A 16,967-nucleotide genomic window follows, 5' to 3' on the forward strand; every position below is an offset into this window, starting at 1 on the left:
GATGAAACCGCTCCCCCCGGGTCGCCATGCGGCGCCGGTCAGGGGTGGTCGCGCGGGGGATATCCCGCGCGACCGATTGCTTTTAAGTGACTGATGTCGCTTGCGTTTACGCGCCTTCGTTGCAGGCGCCCAGATTGCCGCCAGCGAACATCGGGTGGTTCGGGTCGTAAGTGACCTGCTCCACCGGGGTGACTTCCACGACTTCCAGAAGGTCGAATTCCGAAGTCGGGTTCTCCTTGCCGCGCACGACCAGAACGTCCTTGAAGCACTGGTGGTCGTCGGCACGGTAGGTGGTCTTGCCGTTGCCCAGCCCGTCGAACTCGAAGCCTTCGAGGGCCTCGACCACGCCGCAGGGGTTGAAGGTGCCGGCGCGTTCACAGGCGTCGGCATAAAGCAGGGTCTGGCAGTAGACCGTATGAGCGGCCTGCGACGGCGGGAAGCCGTACTTGGTGCCGAAGGATTTCACGAAGGCCTGCGAGCCTTCATCGGTCAGCGACCAGTGCCAGTTGGTGGAGCCAAGGATCCCCTTGATGTTTTCACCAGCACCACGGGCCATCAGGCGCGAGAACAGCGGCACGACGATTTCGAAGTTGCGGCCGTTCACCTGCTTTTCGCGCAGGCCGAACTGCACGGCGTTGGTCAGGGAGTTCACCATGTTGCCGCCATAGTGGTTCAGGACCAGCACGTCGGCATCCGTCTGCAGCACCGGGGTGATGTAGGACGAGAAGTCGGTCGCGGCCAGCGGCGTCTTGACCGTGTTGACGGTCTCCCAGCCCAGGGCCTCGGTCGAGGCGACGATCGATTCTTCCTGGGTCCAGCCCCAGGTGTAGTCGGCGGTCAGGTGATAGGCCTTGCGGTCGGAGCCGTAACGTGCGGCCAGCACCGGGGCCAGGGCGGCGCCCGACATGTAGGCGTTGAAGAAATGCCGGAAACCGTTCGCCTTCTTGTCCTTGCCGGTGGTGTCGTTCGAGTGGGTCAGGCCGGCCATGAAGATGACGCCGGCTTCCTGGCACAGGCCCTGCACGGCAATCGCGACGCCCGAGGACGAGCCGCCGGTGATCATCACCGCGCCATCTTTTTCGATCATCGACTTGGCCGAGGCGCGCGCCGCGTCCGATTTGGTCTGGGTGTCGCCGGTCACATATTCGACCTTCTTGCCCAGGATGCCGTTGCCCTGCAGCGCTTTCGAGCTGAAGGTGTTCATCATGCCGCCGTCACCTTCGCCGTTCAGGTGTTCGACCGCAAGTTGATAGGCGCGCAGTTCATCCGCGCCCTCGTCCGCATAGGGGCCCGACTGGGGCACGTTGAAGCCCAGCGTGACTGAGCTACCCATCGGCTCGTTCGTATAGGCCGCGGCCGACGAGGCGGTGAAGATGGTCGGCAGGGCGACACCGGCACCGGCGACGGCGCCGGATTTCAGCACGCCACGGCGGGTGAAGTTCGAGTTGGACATGTAATTCCTCCCTTTGATTAATGTGCAGCACTCCTCCTCCGAATGCGGCACAGACTCTTTACAGAGCCCTTTCATGTTAGGGGGTGATTGGAAAATTTCGCAACAAATGCTTTTGACGCAACATTTTTTTTGTAAACAAATCTACTATGCTGTGATAGCATTTGTTAACGAATTTTCGCGCACTTGCAGAAAGTGTCGAGAAACACGGGATAAAATGATGCCGCAGTCACGATTGACCGGGAGCAGAATTCGCGAACGCCGTATGGTGCGGGGCATCCGGCAGGCCGATCTGGCCCGCACGGTCGGAATTTCGCCCGCCTACCTCAATCTGATCGAACATAATCGACGCAGAATCGGCGGCAAGCTGCTGGTGGACATTGCCCGCGAACTGGGCGCCGAGCCTGTCAGCCTGACCGAAGGCGCCGAAGCCGCGCTGCTGGGCGCCTTGCGCGATGCGGCGGGACGGCGCCCGGACCAGGACGTGGAACTGGACCGGACCGAGGGTTTCGCGGGACGCTTTCCCGGCTGGGCCGGGCTGGTGGCCGCGCAGCACGGGCGGATCGAGGAATTGGAACGCCTGGTTGAAAGCCTGTCGGACCGGCTGACCCATGACCCGCATCTGGCCGCTTCGCTGCACGAGGTATTGTCAACCGTGACCGCGATCCGCTCGGCGGCGTCGATCCTGACCGACACGACCGATATTGACCCCGACTGGCAGGCGCGGTTCCTGCGCAACGTGGGCGAGGACAGCGCGCGCCTGACCGACAGTGCACAGGGGTTGGTCGACTATCTTGAAGCCGGCAGTGATGTAGAAGAGACGCCGATCTCCCCGCAGGAGGAGGTCGCGGCCTTTCTGGACGGGATCGGTTTTCACATCCCCGCGCTGGAAAGCGGCGAAGGGGATCCGGAGGCAATGGCCGAGGCCTCGGAGGCTCTGCACACCTCCGCGGCCCGCGACATGGCTGCGCGCATGCTGGCGCGCTATCAGGCCGATGCGCGCAACATGCCCGGACCCCGTTTTGCCGCTGCCTGGGCGCAAAGCCGCGATCCCGGCCAGGTGGCTGCACGGTTCCATGTCGATCCGGCCGCAGTGCTGCGCCGGGTGGCGGCGCTGAAAAGCGGTCCGACCTGCGGGCTTGTGATCTGCGATGGCTCGGGAGCGTTGAGTTTCCGCAAGCCGGTCGAAGGCTTTTCGATCCCGCGTTTCGGCACCGGCTGTCCGCTCTGGCCGCTATATCAGGCGCTGACGCGCCCGTCGCAGCCCATTCGGACCCGGGTCGAGATGCCCGGACGCACCCCGCGCCGCTTTATCTGTCTGGCGATCTGTCAGCCGCAGGCCGCGCCCAGTTTCGATGCGCCGCCGGTTTTCGAAGCGACCATGCTGATCCTGCCGGAGGATCCGATGGCCGAAACCGAGCCGGGCTTGCCGGTGGGGGGCTCCTGCCGCGTCTGTCCGCGCGAAGTCTGCGGCGCGCGGCGCGAACCGTCGATCCTGTCGGGCCGGGGTTGAGCCCTTCGGGTCGGTGTCTGTGCAAGAAAAACCATGATGGCTTTTGACATGCGCGCCCGCATTGGGGATAGTCAGGCGAAGCGGGACACAGGGTCCAGGTCCATGGGGAGGGACAGATGGCCAAAAAGGTTCTTGTCATCGAGGACGAACCGAACATCGTCGAAGCCATCAGCTTCATCCTCAGCCGTGATGGCTGGGACGTATCCGTCCATGCCAATGGTGAAACCGCCGCCGATACCGTCCGGGGGGGCGCGCCGGATGTGCTGATCCTCGACGTGATGCTGCCCGGCCGCTCCGGTTTCGAGATCCTGCAGGAACTGCGTGGCGAAGAGGCCACCGCCGACCTGCCCGTTCTGATGCTGACCGCGCGTGGGCAGAAGAAGGACCGCGATCTGGCCGCGCGCCTGGGCGTTACCCGTTTCATGACCAAGCCCTTCGCCAATGCCGAGGTGCTGGAGGCCGTGCGTGACCTGGCCGGCAATCCCGCCTCGTGAGCGGCGGACGCGAACCGCTTTTCCTGGCCCGCCAGACCTATCGCCGCCGCCGCGTGGCGGATGCCGCACGTTTGTTGCCGCTGCTGGGGGTTCTTCTGTTCATGCTCCCCCTGCTGGGCGCCGCCGGGGCCGGAAACGGTGGCGAAGGGACCGGCTCGACTTCGATCGGGGGCATCTACATCTTTGCGGTCTGGGGCGGTCTGATCCTGGCGGCCGCATTGCTGTCGGGGCCGCTCTCGGCAGGCAATCCTGCGCCGTCCGGCAACGACGGAGAGACACCGGAGACGACCAGAACGCGTGATACGGAAGGGCGCGGCTGATGCTGGGCTACAATCTGTTGGTCCTGGTTTGCCTGCTTTACGTGGCCACGCTTTTCGTCGTGGCCTATGGCGCGGACAAGCGCGCGCGGGAGGGGCGCGACGGTGCGGCCTGGCTGCGCAGCCCCTGGGTTTATACCCTGTCACTGTCCGTCTATTGTACCGCCTGGACCTTTTATGGCGCGGTGGGCTACGCGGCGCGCAGCGGGTTGGAGTTCGTCACCATCTACCTTGGCCCGACCTTGATCATGGTGGGCTGGTGGTGGCTTCTGCGCAAACTGGTGCGGATCGGACGGGCGCAACGTGTCACCTCGGTCGCCGACCTGATTTCCTCGCGCTATGGCAAGTCGAACCTGCTGGGTGTGATCGTCACCCTGCTGGCGGTCATTGGCACCACGCCCTATATCGCGCTGCAACTTCAATCTGTTACCCTGTCATTTGCAGTCTTTGCGGCCGAGCGCGGCTCCGGTACCGGTGGGGATCTGGTGGCCGAAGTGCCCGACCTCAACGCCACCGCGCTCTGGGTTGCGGCGGGGCTTGCGGTATTCACCGTGGCTTTCGGGACCCGCAATCTCGATGCCAACGAACGCCATCACGGTGTGGTCACGGCGATTGCGGTCGAAGCGGTGGTCAAGCTGATCGCCCTGCTGGCGGTTGGTATCTTCGTGGTTTGGGGCGTTGCCGGTGGCCCGGGTGAAATCGCACGCACGATCGACAGTTCCGCGATCGCCGATTGGGAGCTCAAACCGGGCCGCTGGGTCAGCCTGACCTTCCTGTCCGCCGCCGCGTTCCTGACTCTGCCGCGCATGTTCCAGGTGTTGGTGGTCGAGAACGTGGACGAGCGCCAGCTCGCCACGGCCTCCTGGGCCTTCCCGGCCTATCTGTTCGCGATGAGCCTCTTTGTCGTGCCCATCGCCGTTGTCGGGCTGAACATCCTGCCCCAGGATGCCAACCCGGACCTTTTCGTGCTGACCGTCCCCCTGCATTTTGAGAAGGAAAGCCTGGCCATGCTGTCCTTCCTCGGCGGGTTCAGCTCGGCCACTTCGATGGTCATCGTGGCGGCCATTGCCCTGTCGACCATGGTGTCGAACCACATCGTCATGCCGATCTGGCTGTCCCTGCGCAGCGACGGGGCCTCGATGTCCGGCGACGTGCGCAACCTTCTGCTGGTCTCGCGGCGTCTGTCGATCGCCGGCGTGCTGCTGCTGGGCTATCTTTATTTCAGGGTCTCGGGCGGCGGTGCGGCGCTGGCATCCATCGGCCTGGTCTCCTTCGCCGGTGTGGCCCAGGTCCTGCCCGCGCTTTTGGGCGGTATCTTCTGGCGTGGTGCTTCGCGCAATGGGGCGGCGGTGGGGCTGGTTGGTGGCTTCGTCGTCTGGGTTTACGGTCTTTTCCTGCCCAGTTTCGGCCCCGACGGAATAATGTCGGCAGAGCTGCTCGCAAATGGCCCCTGGGGCATCGGCTGGCTGCGCCCGCAGGCGCTCTTCGGTCTCGACATCATGGATCCGCTGGTGCACGCGCTGTTCTGGTCCATGGTGGTCAACACGACCCTGTTTCTGACCGTCAGCCTGCTGAGCTTTCCCAATCCGCTGGAACGTCTGCAAGGTGCACAATTCGTCAACGTGTTCGAACATTCCGGCTCGGCGCGCGGCTGGACGCAAAGCCGGGCCCAGGCAGAAGACCTGATGATCATGGCTCAGCGCATCATGGGCCCGTCGGAGGCCCAGGCCCTGTTCGAGGAGCAGGCCGCCGCCCAGGGCAAGGAAGGCTTCCTGCCCGAACCTACCCCCGGGTTCATCGAGCTTCTGGAACGCGAGCTGTCAGGCTCGGTCGGCGCGGCCACGGCCCATGCGATGGTCGGCCAGATCGTCGGCGGTGCTTCGGTGTCGGTCAAGGACCTGATGGCCGTGGCGGATGAAACCGCGCAGATGCTGGAATACTCCTCGCGGCTCGAGGTGCAGTCCGAGGAACTGACCCGCACCGCCCGCCAGCTGTCCGAGGCGAATGACAAGCTGACCCAGCTGTCGATCCAGAAGGACGCCTTTCTGAGCCAGATCAGCCATGAACTGCGCACGCCGATGACTTCGATCCGTTCGTTCTCGGAACTTTTGCGCGATGGCGACATGGACCCCGAGGCCAGCCGGCGTTTCAGCTCGATCATCCATGACGAGGCGCTGCGCCTGACCCGGCTGCTGGATGATCTCTTGGACCTCTCGGTGCTGGAAGCGGGCCACGTGACCCTGCACCCCCAGGCCGACAACCTGAGGGCGGTGCTGGACCGGGCCGTGGCAGCGACCACTTCGGTGGGCGAGGCCGCCGGGATCGAAATCCGGCGCAAGGGCATCTATGAGGATGTGCCGATCCACACCGACACGGACCGTCTGGCGCAGGTTTTCATCAACCTGATCGCGAATGCGATCAAGTATTGCGATGCCGAACAGCCCCGGCTGAAGATCCTTGTCACCCATCGCGGCGATCGGCTGCATGTGGATTTCATCGACAATGGCTCGGGCATTCCCAAGCAGAGCCAGTCGGTGATCTTCGAGAAATTCTCGCGCCTGTCGGATCAGGCCAAGGCAGGAGGTGCCGGGCTGGGCCTGGCGATCTGCCGTGAGATCATGGACAAGCTGGGGGGCAAGGTTTCGTACCTGCCGGGGCAGGGCGGGGCGGCTTTCCGCGTGACCCTGCCGCGCGCGCCGCTGAGGGCGGGTGAACGCCAGTTGAGTGCCGCCGGTCTAAACCATTTGTAAACCTTGTCCTGTCACATCTGGAGGGGATGAATAATCCGGGTGAGCAAAGGCATGCGTGACGATCTTGAGCTCAGCGCGATGCGCCGCAAAGCGGGGGCCGGGCGCCCTCCGCCCGAGATCGGGCGCGCGACCGCCGCCACTGCGCTGCGCGTGGCCGTCGCTCAGGCGGCCGAGGATGTCGCGGCCCTGGTTGCCCTGGCTGCCGGGGTGCAGGAGGATCGTGTGGTGCGCGACAGTTTCATCCAGGCGCTTCCAGAACATGCGCTGCTGGCCCTGTGCGAAGGGGAAGGGGAACGGTACGGCATGGTCGTGATGGACCCCCAGACCCTGGCCGCCCTGATCGAAATCCAGACAACCGGCCGCGTCGTGCCGCACAAGGCCGAGCCGCGCGCACCGACCCGCACAGACGCGATCCTGTCTGCCGATTTCATCAACCGGGTGCTGGAACTGTTTGCGGAACTCGCCGCCGAGGCCGCTCTGCCGGTCCTGCCCACCATCAAAGGGTTCCGCTATGTGCTGCCCCTTGAGGACGCCCGCGCGGTGGAAATGACGCTGGAAGATATTCCCTATCGCCAATACACCCTGACCATGGACCTGGGCAGCGGGGCAAAGGAAGGGCAGCTACACCTGCTTTTCCCCTTTGACCCGCCCCGTCCTGCGGTCTCGGCCACGGCGAATATCGACGGGGGCACGGTTGGCGAAGCGGTGATGGAAGCCCATGCCGAGATTCACGCCGTTCTGCACCGTTTGGAATTGCCATTGACCGAGGTGGCCGATCTGGTGCCCGGCGCGCTGGTCCCGGTTCCCCGCGCGGCCCTGTCCCGCGTGACCCTGGAGGGCATGACCGGGAAAGAGGTGTGCAAAGGGGGGCTTGGTCAGGTTGCCGGACACCGCGCCGTACGCCTCAGTGCCGAAGTGCCGGACAGTATCGCGGCGAAGGTCGGCGCGGACATGCCTGTGCCTCCCCCGCCCACTTTGCCGGGCGCGGCCACAAACGAACCGCCAGCCCCGCCCGCCATGCCTGTGGCAGGACTTTCTGACGTTCCGCCCGGACTGGGCGATCTGCCCGGAGAGGGCGCACCATCCCCACATGACGGTGAGAGGGAGCTTCCCCCGCTCGACGTTGCTCCCATCTCGATGAGTGACCTGCCTGAACCCGTGGGTTGAATCTCCACGTTATGGTTGACCTGCATCAAGGCGACGCGCCAGAATTTTAAGCAAACTGTTGATGATTACAGGAGATTTGCAATGATCGACGTGGGCAAATACCGCAATGTCCTTGAGACACGTCTGGAAGAGCTGCAAGCTCTTTTACAGGAGATAGACAAGGAGCTGGACAGCCACCAGTCGAAGGACTGGGAGGAACTTGCGGTCGAGCGGGAAGGCGACGAGGTTTTGGAGCGCCGTGGAACGGACGCGCAGGCCGAGATTGCCAAGATCCGCGCAGCTCAGGCCCGCATGGCCGAGGACGAGTTCGGCTATTGTGTCGAGTGCGGTAATGAGATTGCCGAAGAGCGGCTGGAAGTGGTGCCCTACACCCCATTCTGTCGCGACTGTGCGGCCAAGCACGGCTAGAAATGACGGAAGAGGAGGACCCAATGGCATTCGAGGACATGAAAGCGGCGGTGGCGAGTATCCTGGACGAGATCGCCAAACGCCCCGAGGACCGGCATGTGTTGCAGGAACAGTTGCGCGAAAAGATTGCCGAGTTCGAATCGATGGGTCTGCCAGTACCCGAGGACTACCTGCGCCTGATCGACGAACTGGACGATGATGACGCCGACGACCTGTTTGACAACATGCCGGTCTGAACCCATGACCACGCCCGCTTGAACGCCCGCCTTTGCCGCGGGCGTTTTCATGTTTGCCTCCGGCGCACGGGCACTTAAATTGCGTCCAGCATCGAGGAGGGGACATGAACGAGCACGTCACATATGAGGTTCAGGACAGCGTTGCTGTGCTGACCATTGCGCATCCACCTGTAAACGCACTATCTTTCTCCGTTCGAAGCGGGTTGCTGGACGCTGTGGAACGGGCCGATTCAGACCCGACCGTGCGGTCGATATTGATTCGGGCAGAGGGACGTACCTTTCCTGCCGGTGCCGATGTGCGCGAATTTGGCAAACCCCGTGCCAAGCCGATCCTCTCCACCGTCGTCGCCCGGATCGAGGCCTGTTCGAAACCGGTCGTCGCGGCTGTCCAGGGCACCGCGTTGGGCGGCGGGTTCGAGATTGCCCTGGGTGCGCATTACCGCCTGGCCGATCGAAAGGCGCGCTTTGGCCTGCCGGAAGTGGGGTTGGGTGTGTTGCCCGGAGGCGGCGGGACCCAGCGGGTGCCGCGCCTGACCGGTGCCGGGTCGGCGCTGGACCTGATGCTGTCGGGCAAGCTGATCTCTGCCGAGAAGGCCAGTGACCTGGGGCTGGTTGACGCGCTGGTGGATGGGGACGTGGCGGCGGCAGGTTTCGCCTTTGCCCGTGACCTTGCCCAAAATGGAGCCAAACCGCGCCCAACCTGCGAACGGCGCGAAGGTTTTGCTGACGCTGCCGCCTACACCGCCGCCATCACTGCGCGCCGCGCCGAGGTCGCCAAGTCACCGCTCGACGCACCGGGAAAGATCGTCGACTGCGTCGAGGCGGCGATGCTGCTGCCTTTCGAGGCCGGCATCGCGATGGAACGCGCGGCCTTCGATGACTGCGAGAACTCGGATGGCGCCCGGGCATTGCGCCACGCGTTCTTCGCCGAACGCCGTGCAGCAAAGGTGCCCGAACTCGATGGCGCCACCCTGCGTGAGGTGAACACAATCGGCGTGGTTGGCGCCGGCACCATGGGGGCCGGCATCGCCGTGGCCTGCCTGGATGCAGGCTTCCCGGTCACGCTGGTGGAACGCGATGACGAGGGACTGATGCGCGGGGTCGAGAAGATCGACGCCATCTACGAGCGCTCTCTTGTCAAGGGGCGCATCGACGCGGCGACGCGGGACGCGCGCATGGAGCTTCTGTCAGGCAGCACACGGATGGAGGATCTGGGGCGCGTCGATCTGGTGATCGAAGCGGTTTTCGAAGAGACATCCGTCAAGGTGGGCGTTTTTGCCCAGCTCGACCAGGTGATGAAACCGGGCGCAATCCTGGCTACAAATACCTCCTACCTGGACATCAACGCCTTGGCCGATACAATCTCGAGGCCTGAGGACGTGGTGGGATATCACTTCTTTTCTCCGGCCAACATCATGAAATTGCTGGAAATCGTGGTGGCGGACAAAACCGACCTGAATGTGGTTGCCACGGGTTTTGCTCTGGCCAGGAAGCTGCGCAAGGTGCCGGTGCGGGCCGGTGTCACCGATGGGTTCATCGGCAATCGCATTCTGGCGGCCTATCGCCTGGCGGCGGATTTCATGCTGGAGGACGGGGCAACGCCGACGCAGATCGACGCTGCCATGCGTGCATATGGGTTCCCGGTCGGCCCATACCAGGTGCTGGATATTGCCGGGCTCGACATCAGCTGGGCGCGCCGCAAGCGATTGGCGGAGACACGCGATCCGGCGCATCGCTACGTGACGATTGGTGACACGCTGTGCGCGCGCGGCTGGTTCGGTCAGAAAGCCGGGCGGGGCTATTATCTTTATGAAGCGGGCGGCCGGGTCGGGCGCGAGGACCCCGAGGTGTTGCGGATCATTTCCGAGGCGCGGGCGGCCAAGGGGATCACCCCGCGCGCCTTTACTGCGGAAGAAATCCAGGCCCGCTGTCTGGGCGCCATGGCCAACGAAGGCGCGAGACTGCTGGAGGAGGGCGTGGCGCTACGCCCCTCGGATATTGATGTGGTGCTGTTCTTTGGCTACGGCTTCCCGCGCTGGCGTGGCGGGCCGATGATGGCCGCCGATCTGCGCGGGTTGCTGACGGTCGAGAACGAGCTGAAGTCCTGGGTGGAGGAAGCACCCGAGTTCTGGACCCCGGCGCCGCTGTGGGATGAGCTGATCAAGAACGGACGCCATTTTGCGGACATGAACGAGGATTAGGTGGGTTCGCCTCTCGTTCATTTCCTGACAGGAAGGTAACGGATCTTCCGTGGAGAGCCTTGGCTGGGTTGGATAAAACCACGCGATTTCGAAGGGCTTTCCCGGGCTCTGCTTCTAGATTGCTATCTTCCCCCCAAAAAAACGCCCGCCGGTCCGGCGGGCGTTTCCTTTTTTCTTCTGTCTCAAGCTGCAAAGCGGCTGTAGAACCCGTCGCCCTTGGCGGCCATGTCGCGCAGGGTCTCGGGCGTGGTGAACCTGGTGCCGAACTTTTCGGTCAACCCATCGCAGATTTCGACTGCCTTTTCGGCGCCGATCATATCGAGCCAGGACAGCGGCCCACCTGACCAGGGGGCAAAGCCCCAGCCGAGGATCGCGCCAACGTCTCCCTCGCGGATGTCCATCAGAACGCCTTCTTCCTTGGCGCGCACGGCCTCCAGTACCTGGGCCATCATCAGACGGTGCTGAACTTCGGTCACGCCGGGCTGATCTGCGGCCTGCGGGTATTTTTCGCCCAGACCTTCCCAGAGATGGCTGCGCTTGCCCTTGTCGTCATAGTCGTAGAAGCCCGCGTTTGCTTTGCGGCCCAGGCGGCCTTCGTCCGCCATCCAGAAAACGACCTCGTCCACCGCGCTGTCGGGGTAGGCATCGCCCATCGCCGCGCGGGTGGCCTTGGCGATCTTGACGCCCAGGTCGATCGAAGTCTCGTCGACCAGCTGCAGCGGCCCGACCGGGAAACCCAGAAGGCGCGCAGCCCCTTCGACCAGCGCAGGCGCAACGCCCTCGCCGACCATGCGGATCCCTTCGTTGATGTAAGGAATGATGCAGCGGTTGGCGTAGAAGAAGCGCGCGTCATTGACGACGATCGGCGTCTTGCGAATCTGGCGCACATAGTCCAGCGCCTTTGCCACCGCCCAGTCTCCGGTTTCCCGGCCCTTGATGATCTCGACCAGCATCATCTTTTCGACCGGCGAGAAGAAGTGGATGCCGATGAACTGCTCCGCCCGGACGGAAGCCCTGGCAAGTTCGGTGATCGGCAGGGTCGAGGTGTTGGTGGCAAAGATGCAGTCCTCACCCACCACGGCCTCGACTTTCCGGGTCATCTCGGCCTTGACGTCCGGGTCTTCGAACACCGCTTCGACAATCAGGTCGCAGCCCTTCAGCGCATCAAGATCAGTGGTGGCGGTGATGAGGTTCAAAAGCGCCTCTTTCTTCTCCGCCGTGGCCTTCTTGCGGGCGATGCCCTTGTCCATGTAGGCCGCCGAATAGGCCTTGCCCTTGTCGGCGGCCTCCTGGTTCTGGTCGATCAGCACGACCTCGATCCCGGCCCTGGCAGACACCAGCGCGATGCCCGCGCCCATCATGCCCGCGCCGAGCACGCCGACTTTCTTCACGCTCTGATCCGGAACATCGGCGGGCCGTACGGCACCTTTTTCCAGCGCCTGCTTGTTGATGAAGAGGGACCGGATCATGGCGGCGGAGGACGGGTTCATCAGCACGTTGACGAACCAGCGGCATTCCACACGCAGCGCGTCATCAAAGGGCAGCATCGCGCCTTCATAGACGGCGGCCAGCAGCGCCTTGGCGGCAGGGTAGACACCGTTGGTCTTGCCATGGATCATCGCGGCCGCACCAACGAAGGTCTGGAATCCGGCCGGGTGATAGGGCGCACCGCCGGGCATCTTGAAGCCCTTGGCGTCCCAGGGTTTGACGATGTCGGCGTCGGTCGCGTTCAGGACCCATGCCTTGGCGCGGGCCTGCAGTTCATCCGCCGGTACGACCTCGTCGATCAGACCGGCGGCCCTGGCCTTGTCGGGGCTGACGGTCTTGCCTTCCAGCAGGAAGGGCGCGGCGGCCATGGCGCCTATCTTGCGCACGAGGCGCGTGGTGCCACCGGCGCCGGGGAAAATGCCGACCATGATCTCGGGCAGGCCGATCTTGGCCTTCGGATTGTCGGCGGCAATGATACGGTGACAGGCCAGCGGGATTTCCAGACCGATGCCCAAGGCGATGCCGGGCAGGGCGGCGATGACCGGCTTTCCGCCTTTCAAGGTCTTGGGGTCCATGCCGGCGCGCTCGATCTTGCGCAGGGCCTTGTGCATCGACATGATCCCGTCGAACAGACCCTGCGCCGGGGTGTCGCCCGCGCTTTCCTTCATTTTCGCGATGACATTCAGGTCCATGCCGCCGGCGAAGTCCCTCTTGGCGGAGGTGATGATCACGCCCTTCACGGCCTCGTCGGACAGGGCGGTGTCGATATGGGCATCGAGCTCGTGCATGCCCTCCATCGACAGCACGTTCATGGATTTGCCGGGCAGGTCCCAGCAGATGGTCGCGACGCCATCGGCGTCAACGGAATAGTTGAAATCAGCCATTGTAACGTCCCTTCCTTACACGCGTTCGATAATGGTTGCGGCGCCCATGCCCGAGCCGATGCAGAGGGTGGCGAGGCCGGTCTCCTTGTCGGATCGCTCCATTTCATCCAGCAGAGCCCCCAGGATCATTGCCCCTGTGGCGCCCAGCGGGTGGCCCATGGCAATCGCACCGCCGTTCACGTTGACCTTGTTCGTGTCGGCATCAAAGGCCTGGATAAAGCGCAGCACGACCGAGGCGAAGGCCTCGTTCACCTCGAACAGGTCGATGTCGCCGAAGCTCATACCCGCGGCCTCAAGCACACGTTCGGTGGCCGGAACCGGACCGGTCAGCATGATGGTCGGGTCGGTGCCGACTTTCGAGGTTGCGCGGATGCGGGCACGGGGTTTCAGGCCGTTCTCCTCGCCGAACTCCTTGTTGCCAATCAACACGGCAGCGGATCCATCGGCGATGCCCGAGCTGTTGCCCGCGTGGTGCACGTGGTTCACCCGCTCCAGATGCGGGTATTTCAGCAGCGCCACGGCATCGAAACCCGGCATCGCTTCGCCCATCGCCTTGAAGGACGGGTTCAGGCCGCCCAGCGTCTGCATGGTGGTCTCGCGGATCATTTCGTCCTCGTCCATGATGGCAAGGCCGTTCTGGTCGCGCACGGTGTAGACGGAGCCCTTGAAACGCCCGGCTGCCCGGGCGGCAGCGGCGCGTTTCTGGCTTTCGACTGCATAGGCGTCGCAATCATCGCGTGAGAACCCGTATTCGGTGGCGATGATATCCGCCGAGATGCCCTGCGGCACGAAATAGGCTTTCATCGCCAGGTGCGGGTCGGCGGCAATCGCGCCGCCGTCCATACCCATCGGCACGCGGGACATGCTTTCCACACCACCGGCGATATAGGCCTTGCCTGCGCCGCCCTTGACCTGGTTCGCGGCCATGTTCACGGCTTCGAGGCCGGAGGCACAGAACCGGTTGATCGAAACACCCGGGATGCGTTCGTCAAGATCGCTGTACAGAACTGCCGAGCGCGCAAGGCAGGCGCCCTGTTCGCCGACCTGGGTGACATTGCCCCAGATCACGTCCTCGACCGCATGCCCCGACAGGTTGTTGCGTTGGGCCAGTTCGTTCAGGGTAATTGCCGACAGGCGCACGGCGGTCACTTCGTGCAGCGTGCCGTCCTTCTTGCCCTTGCCGCGCGGGGTGCGCACGGCGTCATAGATATAGGCTTCGGTCATTCGTCGAATTCCTTCCGAAAAGATCAGGCGCGGTCCGCAGGCGAACCGGGCATCAGGTCATAGGGGTGTTTCCAGCCGGGCAGGGCGGAAATGCGGTCCAGCCAGGCGCTGATATTGGGCCAGTCGGCACGGTCGAAGCCGAAGGGTTCGGGGTAGAACAGGTAGCCACAGCAGGAGAGGTCCGCGATGGTCACGTCGTTTCCCACCAGCCAGTCCTTGTCGGCCAGTTCGGCCTCCAGCACCTTGTAGGCTGCCTTCAGGCGGCCCTGGTTGAAGGCGATCACCTCGGCCGGGCGTTTGTCCTCGGGGATGAAGTTCATCAGGAACCGGGTCGTTCCGATCTGTGAGGACATCTTGTGATTGTCCCAGAACTGCCAGCGCAGGATCTCGCGGCGTTCAGCGGCGGATTTGCCGCCCAGCTTTCCCGACTTGGAGCTGACATAGTCCTGGATCACTCCCGACTGCGACAGGGTCACGTCGCCGTCCACCATGACCGGAACCTCGCCCATGGGGTTGATTTTGCGATATTCCGGGCCACGCGCCTCGCCACCGAAAAAGTCGACATAGACGGGCGCCCATTCAAGGCCCGAGAGTTCCAGCGCCAGCGCTGCCTTATAGGCATTGCCGCTTTCGCCGAAGCAGTAGAGTTTGACGGTCATGTGGTCCTCCCAGTCTCACGGGCAGAGCCGGGGGTTTCACACCCCCGGACCCCCGTGGGATATTTCGGGCAAGATAAAGGAGCAGGGTTTCACTTTATCTTGCCGAAAATATCCCCGCCGGAGGCATCCCGAAGGTGCCTCCGGCGCAGGTGTCAGCGTTTGCGTGCGTCCAGTTCGGCGTTGAACAGGCGCAGGCGTGCGGTCAGGTTTTCCTGATCCGTCACGCTGTCGAAATGTTCGAACAGGAAGGACAGCGCCTCGCCTTCGTCCAGCCCCGCCTCGCTTGCAAAACGCTTGAGGCGGCGGTAGCCGTCCTCGGTCATGGCGCAGGGAAAGCGGCGGGTCAGGCGGAAACGTTTGGGCATGAGCTTTCCTTCCTTCTGTGGTTCAGAATGCCTCGGCGGCCAGGGCCATCACCGGATCGGCGCCGCTTTCGATGCGGGCCAGGTGCATGGCGCAGGCGGGCAGGCGACGGACCATATAGTAGCGGGCGGTTGTCAGTTTCGTCTCGTAGAACGCGGCGTCATCGGTGCCGTTTGCCAGCGCGTCCAATGCTGCCCTGGCCATGCGCGCCCACATCAGCCCCACGCAGACATGGCCGAAGAGATGCATGAAGTCGTAAGAACCGGCCAGCGCATGGTTGGGGTTCTTCATGCCATTCTGCATGAAATACATGCCAGCGGTCTGTAGGTGTTTCGAGGCGGATTTCAACGGTTCGGTGAACTCGGCCATGCCTTCGACTTCGCTGTTTTCCTTGCAGAAATCCTTGACCAGATCGAAGAATGCCATGACATGCTTGCCGCCGTCCTGAGCGAGTTTGCGGCCCACCAGATCCAGAGCCTGCACACCGTTCGCGCCTTCGTAGATCATCGCGATGCGCGCGTCGCGGGTGAACTGGCTCATGCCGTGTTCTTCGATATAGCCGTGGCCGCCATAGATCTGCTGCGCCAGCACGGTCATGTCATAGCCCTGATCGGTCAAAAAGCCCTTCAGCACCGGGGTCAGGAGCGACACCAGCCCGTCTGCATCAGTGTCTTTCGCGCGATGGGCGGCGTCAATCAACTGCGCGCCCCAGTAGAGGAAGGCACGGCCGCCCTCGACAAAGCTTTTCTGATCCATCAGCGAGCGGCGGATGTCCGGGTGCACGATCAGCGGGTCGGCCGGTCCGTCGGGGTTTTTTGCGCCGGTCACGTCGCGTCCCTGCAGACGGTCCTTGGCGTAGTCGACGGCGTTCTGGTAGGCGGCCTCGGCCTGGGCCATGCCCTGCATCGCCACGCCCAGGCGGGCTTCGTTCATCATGGTGAACATGGCGCGCATGCCCTTGTGCATGTCGCCCAGCAGATATCCGGTTGCCGCATCATAGTTCATCACGCAGGTCGAGTTGCCATGAATGCCCATCTTTTTCTCGATATTTCCGACCGACACGCCGTTGCGCGACCCGGTGGAGCCATCCGCGTTCACGTTGAACTTGGGCACGATGAACAGGGACACGCCCTTGATGCCTTCGGGGCCGCCGGGAATCTTGGCCAGCACCAGGTGAATGACGTTTTCCGACATGTCGTGATCACCGGCCGAGATGAAGATCTTCTGCCCGGAGATCCTGTAGGAGCCATCCTCCTGCGGTTCGGCCTTTGTGCGCATCAGGCCCAGGTCGGTGCCGCAATGGGGTTCGGTCAGGTTCATTGTACCGGTCCATTCGCAGCTTACCATCCTGGGCAGATAGGTCGCTTTCTGCTCGTCCGTGCCATGGGCCAGGATGGCCGAGGCGGCACCGTGGGTCAGGCCTTGATACATGGTGAATGCCTGGTTGGCGGCGGAGAACATCTCGCCCACCGCAGTGCCCAGCAGCACCGGCATGTTCTGGCCGCCGAATTCCTCGGGCATGTCCAGACCGGGCCAGCCGCCTTCTTTCATCTGCTCGAAGGCCTGCTTGAAGCCGGTCGGTGTGTAGACCACGCCGTTTTCCAGCCGGCAGCCTTCGTGGTCGCCCACCACGTTCAACGGGGTCAGCACTTCGGAGGCCAGTTTGCCGGCCTCTTCCAGAACGGCGGAGGTGAAGGACGGGTCCAGCTCGGCATAGCCGGGAATGTCGCTTTCGTGGGCCTTCAGCACATCATGCATCAGGAAGGCCATGTCCTTGGTGGGCGCGGTGTAGGTAGGCATGCGTCGCGTATCC

The 16,967-nt window shown here is 63.5% G+C and carries 14 protein-coding genes; 8 read left to right on the forward strand and 6 right to left on the reverse strand.

The annotated features are described in order from the left end of the window. Window positions 1-106 precede the first annotated feature (106 nt). Window positions 107-1,453, reverse strand: a complete 1,347-nt coding sequence (locus Q1V43_RS00535; RefSeq protein WP_300512827.1) for a substrate-binding protein — start codon at window positions 1,451-1,453, stop codon at window positions 107-109. A 217-nt stretch (window positions 1,454-1,670) separates the two neighbouring features. Here Q1V43_RS00535 and Q1V43_RS00540 point away from each other — a divergent pair, with 217 nt between their 5' ends. The 8 genes from Q1V43_RS00540 to Q1V43_RS00575 all read left to right on the forward strand — a co-directional run bounded on the left by Q1V43_RS00540 (window position 1,671) and on the right by Q1V43_RS00575 (window position 10,536). Beyond that, complete coding sequence (locus tag Q1V43_RS00540; RefSeq protein WP_300512829.1) at window positions 1,671-2,963, forward strand: helix-turn-helix domain-containing protein; 1,293 nt, start codon at window positions 1,671-1,673, stop codon at window positions 2,961-2,963. Between the two features lie 116 nt (window positions 2,964-3,079). After that, window positions 3,080-3,457, forward strand: coding sequence for a response regulator (locus Q1V43_RS00545; protein WP_300512831.1), 378 nt, complete (start codon window positions 3,080-3,082; stop codon window positions 3,455-3,457). Next, window positions 3,454-3,777 carry a hypothetical protein gene (locus tag Q1V43_RS00550; RefSeq protein ID WP_300512833.1) on the forward strand — a complete coding sequence of 108 codons (324 nt, stop codon included), beginning with the start codon at window positions 3,454-3,456 and terminating at the stop codon, window positions 3,775-3,777. Before Q1V43_RS00545 ends, Q1V43_RS00550 begins: the two co-directional genes overlap by 4 nt. After that, window positions 3,777-6,524 carry an ATP-binding protein gene (locus Q1V43_RS00555; RefSeq protein ID WP_300512835.1) on the forward strand — a complete coding sequence of 916 codons (2,748 nt, stop codon included), beginning with the start codon at window positions 3,777-3,779 and terminating at the stop codon, window positions 6,522-6,524. The genes Q1V43_RS00550 and Q1V43_RS00555 overlap by 1 nt, the downstream gene beginning before the upstream one ends. 51 nt (window positions 6,525-6,575) lie before the next feature. Beyond that, window positions 6,576-7,691, forward strand: a complete 1,116-nt coding sequence (locus tag Q1V43_RS00560; protein ID WP_300512837.1) for a FliM/FliN family flagellar motor switch protein — start codon at window positions 6,576-6,578, stop codon at window positions 7,689-7,691. Between the two features lie 81 nt (window positions 7,692-7,772). Then, complete coding sequence (locus Q1V43_RS00565; RefSeq protein ID WP_300512839.1) at window positions 7,773-8,099, forward strand: TraR/DksA family transcriptional regulator; 327 nt, start codon at window positions 7,773-7,775, stop codon at window positions 8,097-8,099. A 23-nt stretch (window positions 8,100-8,122) separates the two neighbouring features. After that, window positions 8,123-8,335 carry a hypothetical protein gene (locus Q1V43_RS00570; protein ID WP_300512841.1) on the forward strand — a complete coding sequence of 71 codons (213 nt, stop codon included), beginning with the start codon at window positions 8,123-8,125 and terminating at the stop codon, window positions 8,333-8,335. Window positions 8,336-8,439: 104 nt separating this feature from the next. Then, window positions 8,440-10,536, forward strand: a complete 2,097-nt coding sequence (locus Q1V43_RS00575) for a 3-hydroxyacyl-CoA dehydrogenase NAD-binding domain-containing protein (RefSeq protein ID WP_300512843.1) — start codon at window positions 8,440-8,442, stop codon at window positions 10,534-10,536. 182 nt (window positions 10,537-10,718) lie between these two features. Here Q1V43_RS00575 and Q1V43_RS00580 read toward each other — a convergent pair whose 3' ends face one another. The 5 genes from Q1V43_RS00580 to Q1V43_RS00600 form a co-directional block, all read right to left on the reverse strand. Then, window positions 10,719-12,908, reverse strand: coding sequence for a 3-hydroxyacyl-CoA dehydrogenase NAD-binding domain-containing protein (locus Q1V43_RS00580; RefSeq protein ID WP_300512845.1), 2,190 nt, complete (start codon window positions 12,906-12,908; stop codon window positions 10,719-10,721). 15 nt (window positions 12,909-12,923) lie between these two features. Then, a complete protein-coding gene (locus Q1V43_RS00585; protein WP_300512847.1) occupies window positions 12,924-14,132 on the reverse strand; it encodes an acetyl-CoA C-acetyltransferase in 1,209 nt (402 codons plus the stop codon). Window positions 14,133-14,155: 23 nt separating this feature from the next. Beyond that, window positions 14,156-14,791, reverse strand: a complete 636-nt coding sequence (locus tag Q1V43_RS00590; protein ID WP_300512849.1) for a glutathione S-transferase family protein — start codon at window positions 14,789-14,791, stop codon at window positions 14,156-14,158. A 152-nt stretch (window positions 14,792-14,943) separates the two neighbouring features. Beyond that, entirely contained in the window at window positions 14,944-15,156 is a 213-nt protein-coding gene (locus Q1V43_RS00595) for a hypothetical protein (protein WP_300512851.1), read from the reverse strand. A 22-nt stretch (window positions 15,157-15,178) separates the two neighbouring features. Next, window positions 15,179-16,954 (reverse strand): acyl-CoA dehydrogenase C-terminal domain-containing protein, encoded by a 1,776-nt coding sequence (locus Q1V43_RS00600; protein WP_300512853.1) that lies wholly within the window; start codon window positions 16,952-16,954, stop codon window positions 15,179-15,181. Between the last annotated feature and the right edge of the window lie 13 nt (window positions 16,955-16,967).

Source organism: Aliiroseovarius sp. (genome assembly GCF_030148435.1).
Taxonomy (GTDB): Bacteria; Pseudomonadota; Alphaproteobacteria; order Rhodobacterales; family Rhodobacteraceae; genus JASBTN01.